Raw genomic sequence first — 18,410 nt, forward strand, 5'->3', positions numbered from 1 at the left:
CCCTGAAGCTTGCCTCACCTCTCTAAAACATCCTATTCATCAGCATTTCCGGGAAATGACACCCTTTAGACTCAAGCCAGGAAGGAGCTTAGCCCTTTCCGGGCCCTTTCGGGGCCCTTTCCGCAGGTTATTCGACGCATGGTTTGCGTAGATTAATTTGCGGGTGCGTCGATAAGATGCTGGACGGCTTCCGGGAAAAACTCACTTCCTCAAAATGGGGGCTGATCATGAAAGTATCGCAGGATACTGCCGTACGCGACATCCAGGACTTGCTGGAACGCGGCCTGCTCGAGAAATGCGAGCCTGGCGGCAGAAGCACGAGTTACGTTTTGCGCGAACCATAAAAAAAGGCCGCTCCTCCCGGAACGGCCTCTCTTATATCGTCAACTTTGCAGTTTACTTCTTCATGTACATTACTTCCTTCACCAGTTTCACGGTACGCTCGATATCAGGCAGGTACAGTTTTACCAGGTTGGGGGCGTAGTGCATAGGTGCATCTACGGCAGTGATACGGCGGATAGGAGCATCCAGGTAGTCAAAGCCTTCTTTCTGAATGCGGTAGCTGATCTCGGAAGAGATGCTGGCGAATGGCCACTGCTCTTCTACGATCACCAGGCGGTTGGTCTTTTTAACAGACTCCAGGATGGTGAACCAATCCAGCGGACGGATGGTACGAAGGTCGATCACTTCTGCTTCGATACCCTCTTTTGCCAGTTCCTCAGCGGCGCCGAGGGCTACTTTCATCATTTTATTGAAAGAAACGATGGTTACATCACGGCCGGCGCGTTTGATGTCGGCTTTACCGATCGGGATGATATATTCCTCTTCAGGAACATCGCCCATATCGCCGTACATCTGCTCACTTTCCATGAAAACAACCGGATCGTCGTCGCGGATAGCTGCTTTCAGCAGGCCTTTAGCATCGTATGGGTTAGATACGGAAATCACTTTAAGACCCGGAATGTTGGCATAATAGCTTTCGAAGGCTGTGGAGTGTTGGGCACCGAGCTGACCGGCAGAACCGTTCGGTCCGCGGAAAACGATCGGGCAACCTACCTGGCCACCGCTCATGGCGAGCATTTTGGAGGCAGTGTTCAGGATCTGGTCCAGCGCCAGTACGGCGAAGTTCCAGGTCATAAATTCCAATACAGGACGCAGGCCGTTTTGCGCTGCACCTACGCCGATGGCAGTAAAGCCTAACTCCGCGATCGGTGTGTCAATTACACGTTTAGGACCAAATTCGTCCAGCATTCCCTGGCTCACTTTATAGGCACCGTTGTATTCTGCCACTTCTTCTCCCATGAGGAATACGCGGTCATCCCGGCGCATTTCTTCCTGCAGGGCTTCCCTTAAGGCTTGTCTGAAAGCTATCTGACGCATTTGCTTAGTAATAAGTTATGAACGTTAATTGCCACTCTAAAAATGGTAGGCAAAAATATTGTTTGTTGACGAAAAAGCAAACATTATTGTTCAAATATGTTAATCGGATACGATATTATACCCTTTCGATGATCATCGCACTGGCTCCGCCACCACCATTACAGATGCCCGCAACGCCATATCTGCCCTTGTTATGTTGCAGGATGGAGGTAAGGGTGATGAGGATGCGCGCACCGCTGCAACCGATCGGGTGACCCATAGAAACGGCGCCGCCCCAAACGTTCAGCTGCTCGCTGCCCAGGCCCAGCTCCTGCTGGTTAGCCATGGCCACGCACGAAAACGCTTCGTTGATCTCGGCAAAGTCCATATCGGTGATTTCCAGCTTGGCCTTACCCAACGCGCGGTTGATCGCTTTTACCGGGGTGGTGGTGAACCACTCGGGGGCCTGTGAGGCGTCGGCGAAACTTACGATACGGGCGAGCGGGGTCAGGTTATATTCTTTTAGTACGTCTTCGCTTACCAGCACTACGGCGGCAGCGCCATCGTTCAGGTTAGAGGCGTTGGCGGCGGTGATCGTTCCTTCTTTTACGAAGGTGGGCTTCAGGCTGGGGATCTTGTCGAAGTTTACCTTCTTCACGTCCTCGTCCTCACTCACCACCACAGTTTGTTTACCGGTAATTTCCACCGGGGCGATCTCGCCTACGAAATAACCTTTCTCCTGGGCGGCGGCGGCTCTTTTATAGCTCTGTACCGCGTAGGCGTCCTGGTCTTCGCGGGTAAATTTATAAGTAGATGCGCATAATTCGCCGGCATTGCCCATATGATAATCCTGGTACGGGTCCCACAGGCCGTCGCGGATAATACCGTCGGTGATGGCGCCATGTCCCAGGCGGTAGCCGTTACGGGCTTTGTCGAGGTAGTAAGGCACATTGCTCATACTTTCCATGCCGCCGGCTACAACGATCTCGTTGTCGCCCAGCATAATGCTCTGTGCGCCAAGCATGATCGCCTTCATGCCAGAGGCGCATACTTTATTTACGGTGGTGCAGGGCACATTTACCGGGAACCCGGCGTAAATGCTGGCCTGGTTAGCAGGCGCCTGTCCCAGGTTGGCGCTGATCACGTTGCCCATAAATACTTCCTGTACTTTGTCGGGCGTTAAACCAGACCGCTGAAGGGCGGCTTTCATAACGCCGGCTCCCAGCTGGGTGGCCGATAACGAGGAGAGGCTTCCGTTGAAACTGCCAATCGGGGTACGTGCAACTGCTGCGATAAAAACTTCTTTCATGTATGGTTTTCTTTTTAAAAGCTTCCAAATTTAGGGAAACGGAAATTGTGTTGAGGCGATTGTGGATAGAAGGTTTTTAACTAACGCGATGTTTGATTAGTGCATCGCTAAGATTTGCGAAGGTTTTTAGATAGCGGTTGAGCGGATGGGGGCCTATGCCAACTTTTCCTTAAGTTTGCAGTTCGACTTCCCGGCCCTTGATTACACAAAATACCATACAACAAATCCTCCAGCGCATCGACATTGTCGATGTGGTTGGCACTTTCGTAAAACTGAAGAAGCGGGGTAACGGTTACCTCGGCCTTTGCCCTTTCCATAACGAGAAAACGCCCTCCTTCACGGTTTCGGCCAGTAAGGAGATTTATAAATGTTTCGGTTGCGGCAAAAGCGGTAACGGCATCAACTTCATCATGGAGCACGAAAAGTACTCCTATGTAGAAGCGCTGCGCTGGCTGGCCCAACGGTATGGGGTAGACGTGGAAGAAACGGAACAGAGCCCGGAACAACGGCAGCGTGCCCAGTTGTCGGACAGCCTGTTCATTATCAACGGCTTTGCGCGGGAGTACTTTACCAAAACGTTGTTCAACACCGAAGAGGGGCAAAACATCGGCCTCAGTTATTTCGAGGAAAGGGGGTTTACGAAGGAAACGGTGGAGAAGTTCCAGCTGGGGTATTGTTTGAATACGCGCGACGCCTTCGCTAAGACCGCCATTTCCAAAGGTTATAACCTGGAGTACCTGCAGAAGCTCGGACTGGTAACCATGCGGTACGAGCAGCCGGCGGATAACTACCGGGGCAGGGTGATCTTCCCGATCCATAACCAGAGTGGTAAGATATTAGGCTTCGGGGCGAGGATATTGGGTAAGGCGGACAAGGCCCCCAAGTACATCAACTCCCCGGAGAACGAGATCTATTATAAGAGCCGCGTACTGTACGGCACTTACTTCGCGCGCCACTCGATCGACAAGCTCGACGAATGCCTGTTGGTGGAAGGCTACACGGATGTTATATCCCTGCACCAGGCCGGCGTCGAGAACGTGGTGGCCTCCAGCGGTACGTCGCTTACACAAGACCAACTGAGGCTCATCCGCAAGTACACCAACAATCTCACGATCTTGTATGATGGCGATGCGGCGGGTGTGAAGGCGGCCTTACGTGGCCTCGACATGGCGGTGGAAGAGGGGCTGAATGTAAAGGTAGTGCTCATCCCCGACAAGGAAGACCCGGACAGCTATGTACAAAAGATCGGTGCGGATGCGTTCCGTAAGTTTATTGCGGACAATAAGCAGGACTTTGTACTCTTTAAACTACAGGCATCGTTGCTGGACGCGGGCAATGACCTGAACAAGAAATCGAAACTGGTAAGTGAGATCGCCGAAACGATCTCCAAGATCAATAAAACGGAAGGCTTTACCCGTCAGCAGGACTACATCCGCCAGAGTGCGGAGATCCTGAAGATCGACGAGGAAGGCATGACGCAGCTGGTGAACAAGTTCATCCGCGAAAAGATGACGAAGCTCGAAAAGGAGCTCACCAAAGGTAAGAACCCGGAGTACGATGTGCCGGAAGAAGACCTGCCGCCTATACCGGAGGAGTATCTCGATGATACGAGCAATATTTCGCTCTTTAACCCGCACGAAAAGCAGGAACAGGAATTGGTAAAGATCCTGTTACGCTTTGGCAGTAAGGTATTTTCCGAGGAAGATAAGAGCAATGTAGCAGACTACATCTTCCATCTCCCCTACGACTTCGAATCACTGTCGGATAATGAAATGGTGAAACGTATCCTGCACGAATACAAACAGGAATACGACAAGGGCAACCTGCTGGATGCCCGCTGGTTCCTGTATCACAGCGATCCGGAAATTGCGAAGGCGGCCACCGCTATCATTGAAGATAAGGAAGCAGAGCTAAGCACGAACTGGAAAGAGAAGTTCGAGATCAACACCAAGTACGGCGACAATGCGTATGTTACTGACACGGTATCGACTACGAATTATCTCATCCTCCGGAAGATAAAAAAGCTGATGATAGAGAACCAGGAAGAAATGAAGAACGCCACCGAATACGCCGACCAGTTGCGCTGTCTCGAAATGGCGAAACACCTGAAGGAGATTGAGATGGAACTGACAAAGACGGTGAATACAGTGATATTGAAATAAAGAGTTACTTCCTCTCCCACACTTCAAACGTATACGCATGCGCGTGTTTCTCATCCGCCTCATGCGCTTCCGACTTCACCAGGTGCCAGTGATCGGTATTAATTTCCGGGAAAAAAGCGTCGCCTTCTACTTTTGCGTGTACGCGTGTAAGATAGATGCGGTTCACTGCGGGCATGGCCTGTATAAAGATCTCCGTACCACCGGTAATGAAAATCTCGTTTACATCGTATACCAACGCTTTATCGATCGCTTTGGGAATGGAATTTACCACCTCTACCCCGTCCGGCGCAAAGTCGGGCTGGCGGGTGATCACGATATTGGGACGGCCTTTCAACGGCACGCCACCCATAGATTCGAAGGTTTTGCGGCCCATGATGATGGGCATGCCCCAGGTGGTGTTCTTAAAGTATTTCAGGTCGTTCGGCAACTTCCAGGGTAACTGGTTATGTATGCCGATCACGTTATTTTCAGATGCTGCTACTATAATTGAAACCATCATAATCTATACGGCTACCTGGGCTTTGATGTGAGGATGCGATTCGTAGTTCTCGAGCGTAAAGTCTTCGTACCCGAAAGAAAAGATGTCTTTCACGTCGGGGTTCAGCTTCATCACCGGCAGCGGGAAAGGTGTACGGGTGAGTTGCAGTTTAGCCTGCTCGATGTGATTGTTGTACAGGTGCACATCGCCAAAGCTGTGAACGAAGTCGCCGGGCTGCAAACCGCAAACCTGCGCGACCATGAGGGTCAGCAATGCATACGATGCGATATTGAATGGTACGCCCAGGAACACATCTGCACTACGCTGGTAAAGCTGGCAACTGAGTTTCCCATCGGCTACATAAAACTGGAACAGGCAATGGCAGGGGCTCAGGGCCATCTGCGGCAGATCGGCTACGTTCCAGGCACTGATGATCAGGCGGCGGCTGTCCGGGTTCTTTTTGATCTGGTCGATAAGATCAGTCACCTGGTCTACCACCTTACCGTCCGCACCCTGCCAGCTTCTCCACTGGTGGCCGTATACAGGCCCCAGGTCGCCGTTAGCATCGGCCCACTCGTTCCAGATGCGTACGCCGTTGTCGGTGAGGTATTTGATGTTGGTATCGCCTTTCAGGAACCAGAGCAGTTCGTAGATGATCGATTTGAGGTGCAGCTTTTTGGTGGTCACCAGCGGAAAGCCCTTCTGCAAATTGAAGCGCATCTGGTAACCAAAGCAGCTGATAGTGCCGGTGCCGGTGCGGTCTGTTTTCACCGCGCCCTTATCTATAATATGTTGAAGTAGATCGAGATACTGTTGCATACAGGGGGCAAGTTACTAAAAAGCGGGCGTCTGCATGACGCTTTCTTTTCAACAGCTTATTCTATAGGCATCGTATATGGTGTGTATCCCCAAATCCGCTGAAACCCGCGTCCCTGCTCTCCGTACCTATACAATGCTTATACGATGGATACCCTGGCCAGGGCGGCACCGAAGCTTAAATACCCCTGCGCTTCATTTCCTTACGGATGAGCCCCAGCTCGCGGCCCATTTGTCCGGCGATGGACGTATTCTCCTGCGCACGGCGGATCAGGTAAGGCATTACGTCTTTTACCGGACCATAAGGCAGGTACTTGGATACATGGTAGCCGGCATGCGCCAGGTTAAACGTAATATTGTCGCTCATACCGTACAGCTGCGAAAAGCTGATGCGCGGGTGATTGGGAGGCAGGTGCTTTTCGGCCATCAGTTTGGTAACCAGCAGCGTACTCTCCTCGTTATGGGTACCTACGAACAGGCCCAGCTTGTGAATATGATCGAGGCAGAAGTGAATGGCTTCGTTATAATCTTCGTCGGACGACTTTTTATCCGGCTGAATAGGCGACTCGTAGTTTTGCTCATCGGCGCGGCGGCGTTCTTTTTCCATGTAAGCACCCCGTACCAGTTTGGCGCCCAGCAGGTAACCGCCTTGTTCTGCCTTTTGGTAGGATACTTTCAGGAACTCGAGGCGGTCGTGGCGGTACAGCTGGAAAGTGTTGTATACGATCACTTCCGAACGGTTGTAACGCGCCATCATGGCGTCGGCCAGGTCGTCTACCGGCTGCTGTATCCAGCTTTCCTCGGCATCGATCAACACGCTTACTTTGTGAAGGGCCGCCGATTCCGCGATGGTATTAATACGGGCACGAACACGCTCGTACTCGTGCTGCTCATCCGCAGTAAGTGTTTCACCACGGTGCAGTTTTTCGAGCAGGGCAAAGCGCGCAAACCCGGTCACCTTCATGGCGATGAAAGGAATGTGTTTTTTACCGGCAGCAAATTCGATCGCCCTGATAAACTCAGGTACCGCATGATCATAATTGATTTCGCCCTCCATCGCTTCCACTCCATAGTCCAGCACGGCGCCTACGCCGAATTTGCTGAGGCTTTGGGCAGTAGCCGCGGCTTCCTGCAGATTTTCGCCTCCGCAGAACTGGGAAAAAATGGTGCTTTTGATGATCCCCTTCACTGGAAGTCCCAGTTTAAAGGCAAGTGGCGTAGCGAAAGCGCCGAACTTGACCAGCCAGGGCTTCCCGATATTGGAAAAAAGGAAGTTTGCTTTTTTTAACGACTGGTTGCTTCGGTGCTCAAATGCAATGGCGGTATTCTCGAAAGAAATTAATGGCTGCGTTTCCATGGCGGGCAAAGTTAGGGTGCTCCTATGTCATTACAAAAACTATAATGGCCCATCCATTAACACATATTGTCTTTTTTATGCAGTTAAAAAATAATCGTATTCAGGCTCACCCTAATAGGTCAACATAGTATACTAATTGTAGATATTTTAATGAATTGTTAAAAAATACTCAAAAGTGAGTATAGGGCAAAGGTGGAGCGGCGATTACCTTTGCAGTAAGTATTCATCCAATTCCCCCAACGAGAGCAATTTGAGTATAAACAGCCGGATAATCCCTAGCCTTTCAAAGCCGAATTTTATGGCCTCGACCTGGTGATTAAGAACGCTGACAACCTACAGCAGAAGTGAGCAATGAGACGCGCTAAGTCATCTCAACCTGTTACAGGTATATTCTACGGAATAATATCATTTTCAAAATATTCGGGCTAAACGCCCCCATCAGCCATGTAGCTTGCCCCAAGGATTTAAGCTGTCTTATCTGTGATGTGTCTTTTAAAACAGGGCCTATCGCAACATAAGGTGGCTTATAATCATTTAGGGGGTATCCAATTGTTTAATGCGGTTAAAAAATTTCTTACTTTTAAGGCGGGCAATCTATCCAACCAAATGGCACTACAATCGCTTTTGACCGCTAAAGGTGAACACGTTATGAATTTGTACAAACGTAAAAGACACTCCTGGCAACCGTTTACCGCCGGTATCATCCTGGTAATGCTGCTGGCATCGGGGTTCGTGTATTACGACCGTGACCGTGTGCAGCGCCCCAGTAATGCAGTAAGCGCCGAAGAACTGCGCGCTAATTATAAAGCGCACCATTGCCAGCCGGGTAGCCGCAAACAGCTGACGCTGGAAGATGGTACGCGTGTAACCCTCAACTCGCAAACCACACTTTACGTTCCCAAGGATTATAACAACGGTAAGCGCTCGCTCGTGCTGAACGGCGAAGCCTTCTTCGAGATACCCGCCAGCCGTAACCTGTTTACCGTAAAGTCGGATAAGCTGATCACCACGGGTTTCAGCGGCGCCCTGCGCATCCGCTCGGCCGATGCTCAGGCGGGCGCCACGATACATGTACTGGACGGACAATTCACCGTTACCAAGGCCTATCACTCCCCCACCGACAACCAGCCGGAAATGCTGCAACGCGGTAATGAAATACTTTTCAACCGCGACATCGACCTGATGGAGAAAGAAACGTACGACGTTGCATCGCTCGAAGAGTGGAAGTCGGGTAAACTGGTGTTCGACAACGTGCCGGTACAGGCGGCGATCAATAAACTGCAGGATTGGTATGGTGTAGAAATCGCCTGGCGGGGCGATGCACAGCGCGTGCAGGGTGTTTCCGGCACTTTTGATAACATGCCATTGCAGGAGGTGCTGGCTACGCTGAAAGACCGTACGGGTTTGAAGTATAATATCCGTTAGCGTTGCAGCCTGTCGAACGAGAACACGTCTGCTAATTCATTCTTTTTACCGAGGATATGATCTGTAACGATCTTAGCCGCCACCTGGCTGAAGGTAATTCCATTGCCGCCGAAACCCAGTGCGAACAAGGCATGTTTCATGGGTGGATACACGCCGATGTAAGGCAAACCATCTTTGGTGGTACCAAAGGTACCCGTCCATTCAAACTCGGGTAAAAATTCCATCTTCGGAAACAACTCATGAAAGTCATTTACCAGCTCCCTGGATTTACGGGGAAGCAGTTTATCTCTTTTACGGGGATGATAAAAGTCCACATCACGCCCGCCGATGAGCAGGCGGTTGTCGTAGGTGGAACGCATGTAGCGGTAAGGCTGTTTGGTTTCCCAGATCAGGCAGTTGCGGTGCCAGAATTCCGTTTGCGTATGCGTTTCGCTGAGTACGGCATAAGTGGCATGCAGGTCCACGATCTTCTCCTTAATGTATTGCACCGATTCGTAACCCGTGGCAATCACCAGCTTCTTTGCCTGTATGCGTTTACCGTTGTGGGTAGTGAGCGTTACACTGCGTGGATTCATTTGTACTTCCACCACATTAGTGCGGTCGTACACGGCGGCGCCTTGCTTAATGATGTATTGCAACAGCGCGTGGGTCAACGTATATGCATCTGTGTAAGCAGCGCTGTGCGAGTAAATGGCGGCCGGCGCTTCGAAACCCATGTTGCGTTTCACGGCAGCGGCGTTCCAGTACTCCACATCAAAGCCATACTTTTCGCGGGCAGCAAACTCTTTTTCTATAAGAGAAAGGTCTTTGGTGGCGGAAGCGAAATACAAACTTTGCTTACGTTCAAACTCCTTTACTTTCAGCTTTTTAGCGATGACCTCAATCTCGTCGATGGATTCGCGGCAGGCATGGTAGGCCTTTACTGCATGATCTACGCCTACTTTGTCCATCAACTGATGCAGGGGCACATCTATTTCATATTGCAGCAACGAGGTGCTGGCGCAGGTACTGCCAAGGCCTACCGTACGGGCGTCTACCACGGTGCAGGCAATGCCGGCGTTGGTAAGTGCATAAGCAGTTAAGGCGCCGGAAATGCCAGCGCCAATAATTACTACGTCCGTACGTATATGTTGTTCAAGTTTCGGATAATTGAATGGAAGACCGTACCGCACGAGCGAATAAGGCAACCCCGAATGCAATATCATATAGGGATAAAGTTAGGGGCTAGTCACGCACACCGAAAGTGGTGTTTTCGTAGCTCTTATGTACACTCATTTTACGGATGAAGTTGTAAAAGGTATCACCTTCATAATCAGCGTACGCGCCGAATGCGTTCATCAGGTAACCGGTGTTGCCAGCTTCGTCTTCAATGAGATACACTACAGCAGGATCTGCGCAGCGGGAACCTGTTGGGATCTGAAGCGTTTCGATGATGCGGAGTTCTTCGGGGGTGTATTTACGTGTATGCTCCTGCAGCTTCGCGCGGCCATCGTTACGTACAATAAATTCCTGCCCAAATCCGCGGGCTTTCAATTCTGCTTTCAGGCTGCTCAAAGAGGCCGTTCCGGGGGTGTTAAGTTGCTGAGCCATACTCTCTTGGTATTTATATTTTAAAAAATCGGTTTCTGATCGTTTCCGTGCTAATGGAGATTGAGGAGTGCAAAAAGCAGACCATCTGCCGGGGTTTAAATAATACTGGGGTTTATGACTACAAAGAAAGCATTTTTTGCCGATAATAAGAGGCATTATCCTGCAAAACCGATCAGATTGAGGATTTTAGGCAACAAATAGCCCGAAACCGTCAATAGATTGCACAAAAAAGCCGGGCCTGCTGCGGCCCGGCGAACTATATTAAGGATTTGTTATTTACGCAAGTTGTGCGCCTACCTTTCGCAGCAGGTCGCGGGTCTTTTTAATACCCTCGTCCTCCGACAGTTTGCTGCCTTCATACTCAATACCAATGTGGCCGGTGTAACCCGCCTCTTTTACGATCTTCAGCATACGGGCATAATCTACCTGAACGGAGTTGCCGGCATCGTCGAAGTCGTAAGTCTTGGCGCTCACACCTTTTGCGAAAGGCATCAGTTCCTGTACGCCCTGGTATTTATCGTATTCTTCCAGGCAGGTGGTTTTAGCCCAGGCCTCAGGTGTTTGGGCTTCTGGTTTCGTACGGTTGATGCAGAAGTTGCCAAAGTCGGGCAGCGTGCCGCAACCCGGGCGGTTCACCGTTTTCATCACATCGCTCAGCCACTTGCCGTTGGAGGAGTAGCCGCCGTGGTTTTCAACGATCACGCCGATGTTGAAGTCTTTCGCAAAGTCGGTGAGTTTACCCAACCCGTCGGCCGCGTTCTTCGCTACTTCTTCGGCCGTACCCTGACCGGCTGCGTTTACGCGAATGGAGTGGCAGCCCAGGAACTGGGCGGCTTCTACCCATTTATAATGATTCTCTACGGCTTTCATACGGGCCTTGACGTCTTTATCACCCAGCTCTCCTTCCCCATCGCACATAATGAGTACACTTTTCACCCCGTTGTCGTCGCAACGCTTCTTCATTTCGCCCAGGTAGTTCTTATCCTTTGCCTTGTCTTTAAAGAACTGGTTCACATATTCCACTGCATGGATGTCGAACTCCTTCTTCGCGCGGATGGCGAAGTCGAGGTGGTCCATCTTTTTAGCGAATAATGCCTGGTGGAACGACCATTCGGCAAGAGAGATCTGGAAGAACAGGTCTTTGGGTAGCCCTGCATGCTGACTGGAGTCTGCACCGGAAGCAGCGCTATCGGAACCTGGCGTTTTGCCGGCGTTGTTACAGGCTGTTAGAAAAGCGGGACCCAGGCTGATACCTGCTGTAAACACGCCGAGGTGCCGCAGGAAACTCCTGCGGGTGTTATTGTTCTCATTCATGGGTTGTTGTGGTTTTTAGATGGTGAGTCACTATGTAACGTGGATTGATATGTGATTCTGAAAATACGTATTTATTTTGAAAAAAATGCTGGAAAGTGAGATGGTGTACAAGTGTGCGACGCAACGGGGGCTGAAGGAAGAAGGAAAAGAGGATGACACAAAAATAAAAATGCCGGCCCTCTCTAAAGGGCCGGCCGCTGTTAGGATTTTCAACCAAAATTACAAAGCGCGAAAGTTAAATAGGCTTGCGGGCTACGCCAGTATGCATGGTCAACGTCCACGTACCGCCGCCATAAAAGGTAACCGAAAAAGTGGCGTTCACGTTACGCACGGCTTCCGTAAAGGCAGCCGGTATGCGGTAGTACGACGACACATCGTTATTCACCATAAAGAACGGGAACTTCGCCAGGTTCGGATGACCAAATTCGATGGTACTATCGGTGCGTTCCTCTTTAAAGAACGGATTGTATTTCTGGAAATGCGGACGGTCGCCGCGGTAAACGATTTCGCCCATTTTAGGATTGAAGTTTTTACCGTTCTTGTCCTTAAACTTCAGGATGATGCGGTGCGGCCCCGCGGGATCGCGATCGATGGTGAGCGGCATTTGTCCGCCGGCATACACATCCTGGAAATTGGTTTCGCTGCCGTTATCCGAAGTAGTTACCGTGCGGCGCACCACTTCGTAATACACCTTCGGGTTCAGCAACACCTCGCCCACGTTTTTGATCGTGCGCGTGCCGCGAATGTTGGTCACCTGCACATCGAACACATACCGGCCGGTATCCCAATATTCGGTGCCGGCAGTGAGTATAATACGGCCACCGTTTTCCTGTATTTCAAAAGGCCGCTTCATACCGCGCGACAGCTTTTTGTTCAGCAGTTCGAGGGTAGTATCGGTGGGCAGTAATTCCGCCAGGTAAGTGGTGATCTCGCGCGGCCTGAGATCGTTGCTGTCGAGCACTTTACCGGTTGATTTATCGCGTACTTCGAGCAGTTTAACGGTTAATGGCAGTGTTGACCCATCGGCTTCGATGGAGGGCGAGTAGGCCGTTAAGCCCTGCATGGCGATGAACGGATTGGGACGGTAGGCGAACTTATCGCTGATGTAACCTTCGGGCACCTTTTCGCAGGCGGCGATACCAGCAACGGTGATGCCTAGTGTGATGATGATATATTTAAGTTTCATACAGATGCGTTTTTAAAGATTCAATACCTTACAAATTGATGCTTGTTGGTCAGTACATGCAGAATAGGCCCTTTTCCATTCTCCGTTTCAATACCGGTCGTCTGGCAAAGGACGCTTTGGTCGAAGTTGGGATCGGAGCCCAGCGGCGGATTGTTCGGATCATCGATCGTGCCTTTCACGCGGATCAGGTACGTGAAGTAAACGGGCGTCACAGTGGTGTTGTAGCCCTGTTGTTTCACTTTGCGATAAGCCATTTGCTGCCCGAGTTTGTTTTTGATCCCCACGGGAAACTCGTTCTCCAAAGCCGCTACGGTCAGTTTATCGGGGTAAAAGTACTGTCGTACCGAATCGGCGGTGATGTCTTTGTACAAACTGTCCAGGGTATACTTTGCATTCTCGTCGATCTTTTGTTTCTGGTCTCTTTTATATTCCATGTACAGGTTTACCGAGCGGTTGGTGGGTACGAACATCGTTCCTGTACTGTTCAACTCCTCCTGCAGGTTATAGTGATCGATGATCATCACCAGCGTGTCGAAACTTTTCCAGGGATGCGATTTCAGGAACTCGTAGGCGTTGAGCGGTGTTTTCGCTGAATGTACGCCCTCGTCGGTAAGATAGTCGGCCTTGCTGCAGGCTGTAGCAAGCATCAGTGCAACGCCGGCGACCAGTAAGCCTATATTGATTTTCATGATAAGCGATTTTGTGGTTAAAACTTGGTGCTCCAGTAAGCTGTTTGCGTAAGCCTGGCGCTCAGGTTAATGAGTACCGGATCGAGCGGCCAGTAATACTTGCCTTGCGCAAACTCTGTTTCGGTCAGCTTCCAGGAAATTTTATTCGTTCCTGTCTTGCGCAACAGCCGGATAATATCGAAGAAGCGATGTCCTTCCAGGTACAACTCTCTCGCCCGTTCTTCCATAATCTCCTCGAACAGTTGACCGTCTGTAGCAGCAGACGCGCCAATGCCTGCGCGGCTGCGGATCAGGTCGAGGTCTGTGCGGGCCTTGCCGTACTGGTTAGTCGCGGCCAGCGCCTCCGCCCTTAACAGGATGATATCGGACAACCGGAATACAACGAGGTTGTTGCGGGACACGGCGCCGGTGTTGTTCGGCAGCATGTACACCACGTTCGAGTATTTGATACAGAAGGCTTCCTCGGTGCTGTTGTAAAAAGCAAAACCACTGCGAAGGCGTAGGTCTGTCGTATCTGCGAACAGGCGGTGGAGGCGAACGGTATCTATGCCGAACGACGGGTTACCGAGAATCGTGCGCATGTAAGGTGTACGCAGGGTGTAAAAGGAAATACCCTGTACGGTACCTTCACTTTCGTCACTCATCGCGATCTCGAATATGCCTTCGGTAGAATGTTTTGCAAACATGGCAGGCACGTTGCTACGGTCTGCCAATGCCAGTCCGCCCCTTTCGATCACCGAATCGGCTGCGGGTACACATTTGGCATAGTCGCCCATCCACGCATAAATATGCGCTTTCAATGCAAAAGCGGCTGATTTGTTGGCGCGTACACCGGCATCGGCCGCATTGGGATTGGTGTATTGCATATTGGCAATCGCCAGGTCCACATCTTTTAAGGCCTGCGCCAGCACTTCGGTTTGCGGGGAACGGGGCAGGTCTTCGGCATCGGCAATGTTATCGGCCGACTTCAACACCACGGGCACATCGCCCCATACGCGGGCCATGTAGAAGTAGGTGAACGCGCGCATGAAGTATGCTTCGCCCAGGTAGCTGTTACGTGCCCGTTCCGCGTTGCTGGAAGTGAATTTGTCCAGGGGTACGGTGGGCACCCATTTAATACACCGGTTAGCCTGGTCGATTACGCGGTAAAAGTTATCGTACCGGCGGGCCACCATCATGCTGCGCCAGGTGTTGGACGCCTGTATCGGCAAACTCCAGTTCATGAGCGCAATCTCACGCGAGTCGCCAAACATGCGGGCAGTATTAAATTCATCGGACGGGAAATCGCCGTAGTCGAAAAACATTGTACCATTTTCGCCGGCGTTGAACGCCTTACGCAATAGCGCGTACATGGCAGCGGTGCCGGAGTTGGCCTCTGCTTCGTTTTTCCAGAAGTTCTGGTCCGTAGCGGTACTGATCGGCTCCAGGTCCAGGAAGTCTTTACAGGCGCTGAAGTGGAGCGACAGGCAGCCTAGTAGTATATAAGAGAATATCTTTTTCATGTTGATGCAGTTTTTTAGAAGATCACGTCAAGGCCAAGGGTCAGTTTTTTCGGGATGGGGTAATCGTTGCCGGATGAGTAACCGTCATAACCTACCGCTTCCGGATCGGGCACTGTGGCATTGGAAATGATGAACACGTTGTCGAACATGCTGTAGAACCTTACAGACTTCAGCTTCGCACGGCTGGTCCATTTTTCGGGCAGCATGTAACCGAGACGAATGTTCTTCATCCGGAAGAAGCTCGCATCTTCCACAAACAAGCTTTGGGCGATATGCCATTTGTCAACGGTGTTGGTCACCAGGGCCGGATAAGTTGCATTGCTGTTAGGGCCTGTCCAGAAGTTTACACCTTCGCCAAACTGCGAGGCCGGACCAGAGCTACCGCCCCATACGGCATAAGGATTGTCCGTACCGGCGTCCTGCAGCTTGTCGGACAGGTAACCGTTCCAGAGTTTACGACCGGCGAAGAAGGTGCACAGCACATCCAGCGTAATCCCTTTCCAGGAGAAGGAATGCGTCATACCACCATACAGTTTCGCATTCGGGTTGCCATGGTTTACTTTGTCCAGGTCGTTGATCACGTAATCACCGTTCTGGTCGCGACGTTTCGGATCGCCTTTACCAAACTGCGCACCGCCATACCAGCTGATGCGGCGGCCGGAGAGCGGATCAACCGGTACTTCTTCATTGGAATTATAGATACCATCCACTTCCCACACCGAGAACTGGAACAGTGGCTGACCAACAGTAAGCACCCGCTGCAACCACGGATCGCCGAACTTAAAGTCGCGACCACCCTGCGGCAGTTTGGTCACCATGTTCTGGTTCAGGCTCAGGTTAAAGTTGGTGCGCCACTGGAAGGCCGATTTAGGAGAGAGGTTCGTGGTGTTGACCGTCAGCTCGAGGCCCTGGTTCAACACATCCACATAGTTGTCGCTCACCATGGTATAACCGGAAGTGATTTGCACCGGTATCTTAAATACTTTGGAGGCGGATTTACGATGGTAGTAATCACCGGTAAACTGCACGCGATCGTTAAACAGGTTCAGGTCGATACCGATGTTGTATTGCGGGCTTCGTTCCCAGCTGATGCCGCGGGCGGCGCTGGAGTTATAATAATCCGGGTATACAACGGTTACACCGTTATAAGTCGTCATGGCCGACGAGCCTCTCACAACACCGTCCAGGCTGGAGCCGTTGTACGCTGCGTTGGTGATGAGGGGTTGATACTGTGCATAGTATTCACCCGGGTCCATACCGGTAACGCCATAACTACCGCGGATCTTGAAGAAGGATACAATGTTTTTCAACGGCGCCATAAATGCTTCGTCCGTCGCTACCCAACCTGCCGACACGGAGGGAAATTCACCCCAGCGATTGTCCCTGCTGTAGCGGGAAGAGCCGTCCATACGATAGTTGGCCTGTATCAGGTATTTGCCCTGGAAGTCGTAACCAAAGCGGCCGAAGAAAGATAACCGCGCGCGTTGTGACAGGAACGACCCACCGGTGAGGTTCGGACCAGCCGGCACGCCCGCTACGGTTTTCACCGCATCCACCGAAATACCGGAACCGAATAATTGTGTGGAAGCATTGGACTGCCGCTCCATACCCTGGCCCAGCAACGCAGTAATGGAGTGTTGCCCCATGGTTTTGTTGTAAGACAGGTAGTTTTCGATTTCATAACGACGGTTCTGGAACACTTTGTTCTCTGCGTAGTTGATACCGTCGTTGATAATAGCAGGTTTAAAATAGTCGCGACGGGAATTGATCAGGTTGAAGGATACGTTCGTATTCCATAGCAGGCCTGGCATAATGTTGTACATGATGCGCGTGTTGCCGGTGAAGGACTGCACCCGGTCATCGTCCATCAACGCCTCGTAATCGCCGGTATACAACTCGCGGTCTTCGTCGGTAATTTTATAGAACGAAGACGGGAAGCCCCAGATGTAGAACGGATACTTACGCTCATCACCCCGGCCGTGGCGCGACTTCACGAAGGAGAGAAAGAAGTCGTTCGATATCTCCACTTTTTTATGTGGCTTCAGGGAAAGGTACAGGCGTGGTGTAGAGCGTTCGATATCAAAGCCCTTCATCACCCCTTCTTCCCGGTAATAGTTATACGAAAGGCGGTAAGCGAACGTTTCGCTGGCTTGTCCCACGCTTACGTCAACATTATTGATCATGGCGCGTTTAAGGAACAGTCCCTGCCAGTCGGTAGCGTTATTGAATGCAGGGTTCAGGCTGTCGGTAAGCATCATGCTCAACTCGTTCGTATTACGGAACCAGTCGCCCATATCTTTGAGCAGCTGCATCTTCATACGACGTTCGGCCGCGCCTACAATAATCGGTTTCATGGCAGGTTTATCGGCCACACCGGTATAAGTGCCTACGCGAAATTCCGCCTTCCCGTTCTTTGGTCTTTTTGTTTTAACGATGATCACCCCGTTGGCTGCGCGGGCGCCATAGATCGCAGACGCCGAAGCATCCTTGAGAATGTCGAGCGATTCGATATCATTTGGGTTGATGCCGGAGAGCGGGTTGGAAAATGCATACGTACTGGAGATATCACTCACGTCGAAGATCACCCCGTCGATTACATACAGCGGCGCACTCACACCGGTAGGATCTACACTGGTGGAGCCGCGTACGTTTACGATGCTCGAGCTGCCCGGTTCGCCCGTGGTACTTAATACCGACAAGCCCGCCACACGTCCCTGCAACATCGCGTCGAAGGTGGCGTACGGTGTATTCTCAATTTCTTTGCCTTTAATGGAAGCTACGGAGGACGTGGTCTTGCGGCGCTGAATGTCCTGGTAACCAATGATCACCACATCGTTCAGGGATTTCACATCCTCTTCGATCGTGATGCTGATGTTGCTGCGGCCGCCTACCGGAACGGTTTGCGGAAGGTAACCCATGTAACTGATCAGCAGTTGTGCATCGCCAGACTTTACCTCCAGCGAATAACCACCATCTGCCCCGGTAGTAGTACCTTGTTTGGTGCCCTTTTCGCGAACGACAACACCCGGCACCGGGGTGTTGTTCTTTTTATCGGTAACCTTACCCGATATTTTAAACTGCGCCAGGGCGGCCAGTGGTAACATCAGCAGGCAAAGGACCGCCGCTGCAAGCACCCGTTTGTAATTTGGTTGATACGTCATTGTTGTTGTTATTAGTAGATGAAAGTGATTGTAAAAAGGATAGGGCAATACGAAGCCTGGAG

General features: G+C 51.2%; 15 protein-coding genes. 3 read left to right on the plus strand and 12 right to left on the minus strand.

Annotated features, from left to right (window positions below):
• Positions 1-143: 143 nt before the first annotated feature.
• Positions 144-344, plus strand: a complete 201-nt coding sequence (locus tag MKQ68_RS14725; protein WP_264279794.1) for a hypothetical protein — start codon at positions 144-146, stop codon at positions 342-344.
• 52 nt (positions 345-396) lie between these two features.
• On the opposite strand, the gene MKQ68_RS14730 is transcribed toward MKQ68_RS14725, so the two are convergent.
• Together MKQ68_RS14730 and MKQ68_RS14735 are read right to left on the minus strand one after the other, a co-directional pair.
• A complete protein-coding gene (locus MKQ68_RS14730; RefSeq protein ID WP_264279795.1) occupies positions 397-1,380 on the minus strand; it encodes a pyruvate dehydrogenase complex E1 component subunit beta in 984 nt (327 codons plus the stop codon).
• A gap of 115 nt (positions 1,381-1,495) precedes the next feature.
• The gene (locus MKQ68_RS14735; RefSeq protein ID WP_264279796.1) at positions 1,496-2,668 is read right to left on the minus strand and encodes an acetyl-CoA C-acyltransferase; all 1,173 of its coding nucleotides are present in this window, start codon (positions 2,666-2,668) and stop codon (positions 1,496-1,498) included.
• Between the two features lie 197 nt (positions 2,669-2,865).
• Here MKQ68_RS14735 and dnaG point away from each other — a divergent pair, with 197 nt between their 5' ends.
• Positions 2,866-4,830 (plus strand): DNA primase, encoded by a 1,965-nt coding sequence (gene dnaG / locus MKQ68_RS14740; protein ID WP_264279797.1) that lies wholly within the window; start codon positions 2,866-2,868, stop codon positions 4,828-4,830.
• Positions 4,831-4,834: 4 nt separating this feature from the next.
• Here dnaG and MKQ68_RS14745 read toward each other — a convergent pair whose 3' ends face one another.
• The 3 genes from MKQ68_RS14745 to MKQ68_RS14755 form a co-directional block, all read right to left on the minus strand.
• Positions 4,835-5,329: a dihydrofolate reductase gene (locus tag MKQ68_RS14745; protein WP_244839445.1), complete on the minus strand. Its 495-nt coding sequence runs from the start codon at positions 5,327-5,329 to the stop codon at positions 4,835-4,837.
• A 3-nt stretch (positions 5,330-5,332) separates the two neighbouring features.
• The gene (locus MKQ68_RS14750) at positions 5,333-6,127 is read right to left on the minus strand and encodes a thymidylate synthase (RefSeq protein ID WP_264279798.1); all 795 of its coding nucleotides are present in this window, start codon (positions 6,125-6,127) and stop codon (positions 5,333-5,335) included.
• Positions 6,128-6,302: 175 nt separating this feature from the next.
• On the minus strand, positions 6,303-7,481 hold the full coding sequence (locus MKQ68_RS14755) for a proline dehydrogenase family protein (RefSeq protein ID WP_264279799.1): 1,179 nt from the start codon (positions 7,479-7,481) through the stop codon (positions 6,303-6,305).
• A 648-nt stretch (positions 7,482-8,129) separates the two neighbouring features.
• Between MKQ68_RS14755 and MKQ68_RS14760 the strand changes: the two genes are divergently transcribed.
• On the plus strand, positions 8,130-8,906 hold the full coding sequence (locus MKQ68_RS14760) for a FecR family protein (RefSeq protein ID WP_244839448.1): 777 nt from the start codon (positions 8,130-8,132) through the stop codon (positions 8,904-8,906).
• Here MKQ68_RS14760 and MKQ68_RS14765 read toward each other — a convergent pair.
• The 7 genes from MKQ68_RS14765 to MKQ68_RS14795 all read right to left on the minus strand — a co-directional run bounded on the left by MKQ68_RS14765 (position 8,903) and on the right by MKQ68_RS14795 (position 18,348).
• Positions 8,903-10,111 (minus strand): NAD(P)/FAD-dependent oxidoreductase, encoded by a 1,209-nt coding sequence (locus tag MKQ68_RS14765; protein WP_264279800.1) that lies wholly within the window; start codon positions 10,109-10,111, stop codon positions 8,903-8,905. The two genes, MKQ68_RS14760 and MKQ68_RS14765, sit on opposite strands and share 4 nt — an antisense overlap.
• 19 nt (positions 10,112-10,130) lie before the next feature.
• On the minus strand, positions 10,131-10,496 hold the full coding sequence (locus MKQ68_RS14770) for a hypothetical protein (RefSeq protein WP_264279801.1): 366 nt from the start codon (positions 10,494-10,496) through the stop codon (positions 10,131-10,133).
• Between the two features lie 276 nt (positions 10,497-10,772).
• Positions 10,773-11,810 (minus strand): sugar phosphate isomerase/epimerase family protein, encoded by a 1,038-nt coding sequence (locus tag MKQ68_RS14775; protein ID WP_264279802.1) that lies wholly within the window; start codon positions 11,808-11,810, stop codon positions 10,773-10,775.
• 235 nt (positions 11,811-12,045) lie between these two features.
• Positions 12,046-12,996, minus strand: a complete 951-nt coding sequence (locus MKQ68_RS14780) for a DUF5007 domain-containing protein (RefSeq protein ID WP_264279803.1) — start codon at positions 12,994-12,996, stop codon at positions 12,046-12,048.
• Between the two features lie 20 nt (positions 12,997-13,016).
• A complete protein-coding gene (locus tag MKQ68_RS14785) occupies positions 13,017-13,685 on the minus strand; it encodes a hypothetical protein (RefSeq protein ID WP_244839456.1) in 669 nt (222 codons plus the stop codon).
• 17 nt (positions 13,686-13,702) lie between these two features.
• A complete protein-coding gene (locus MKQ68_RS14790; protein ID WP_264279804.1) occupies positions 13,703-15,187 on the minus strand; it encodes a RagB/SusD family nutrient uptake outer membrane protein in 1,485 nt (494 codons plus the stop codon).
• A 14-nt stretch (positions 15,188-15,201) separates the two neighbouring features.
• Positions 15,202-18,348: a SusC/RagA family TonB-linked outer membrane protein gene (locus MKQ68_RS14795; RefSeq protein WP_264279805.1), complete on the minus strand. Its 3,147-nt coding sequence runs from the start codon at positions 18,346-18,348 to the stop codon at positions 15,202-15,204.
• Positions 18,349-18,410 lie beyond the last annotated feature (62 nt).

It is taken from the genome of Chitinophaga horti (assembly GCF_022867795.2).
In the GTDB taxonomy this organism is placed as follows: Bacteria; Bacteroidota; Bacteroidia; order Chitinophagales; family Chitinophagaceae; genus Chitinophaga; species Chitinophaga horti.

Excerpts from the sequence above, each read along its gene's own strand:
- MKQ68_RS14730 (WP_264279795.1), bottom strand. The coding sequence starts at position 1,380 with ATGCGTCAGATAGCTTTCAGACAAGCCTTAAGGGAAGCCCTGCAGGAA.
- MKQ68_RS14735 (WP_264279796.1), bottom strand. The coding sequence starts at position 2,668 with ATGAAAGAAGTTTTTATCGCAGCAGTTGCACGTACCCCGATTGGCAGT.
- MKQ68_RS14745 (WP_244839445.1), bottom strand. The coding sequence starts at position 5,329 with ATGATGGTTTCAATTATAGTAGCAGCATCTGAAAATAACGTGATCGGC.
- MKQ68_RS14750 (WP_264279798.1), bottom strand. The coding sequence starts at position 6,127 with ATGCAACAGTATCTCGATCTACTTCAACATATTATAGATAAGGGCGCG.
- MKQ68_RS14755 (WP_264279799.1), bottom strand. The coding sequence starts at position 7,481 with ATGGAAACGCAGCCATTAATTTCTTTCGAGAATACCGCCATTGCATTT.
- MKQ68_RS14760 (WP_244839448.1), top strand. The coding sequence starts at position 8,130 with ATGAATTTGTACAAACGTAAAAGACACTCCTGGCAACCGTTTACCGCC.
- MKQ68_RS14765 (WP_264279800.1), bottom strand. The coding sequence starts at position 10,111 with ATGATATTGCATTCGGGGTTGCCTTATTCGCTCGTGCGGTACGGTCTT.
- MKQ68_RS14770 (WP_264279801.1), bottom strand. The coding sequence starts at position 10,496 with ATGGCTCAGCAACTTAACACCCCCGGAACGGCCTCTTTGAGCAGCCTG.
- MKQ68_RS14775 (WP_264279802.1), bottom strand. The coding sequence starts at position 11,810 with ATGAATGAGAACAATAACACCCGCAGGAGTTTCCTGCGGCACCTCGGC.
- MKQ68_RS14780 (WP_264279803.1), bottom strand. The coding sequence starts at position 12,996 with ATGAAACTTAAATATATCATCATCACACTAGGCATCACCGTTGCTGGT.
- MKQ68_RS14785 (WP_244839456.1), bottom strand. The coding sequence starts at position 13,685 with ATGAAAATCAATATAGGCTTACTGGTCGCCGGCGTTGCACTGATGCTT.
- MKQ68_RS14790 (WP_264279804.1), bottom strand. The coding sequence starts at position 15,187 with ATGAAAAAGATATTCTCTTATATACTACTAGGCTGCCTGTCGCTCCAC.
- MKQ68_RS14795 (WP_264279805.1), bottom strand. The coding sequence starts at position 18,348 with ATGACGTATCAACCAAATTACAAACGGGTGCTTGCAGCGGCGGTCCTT.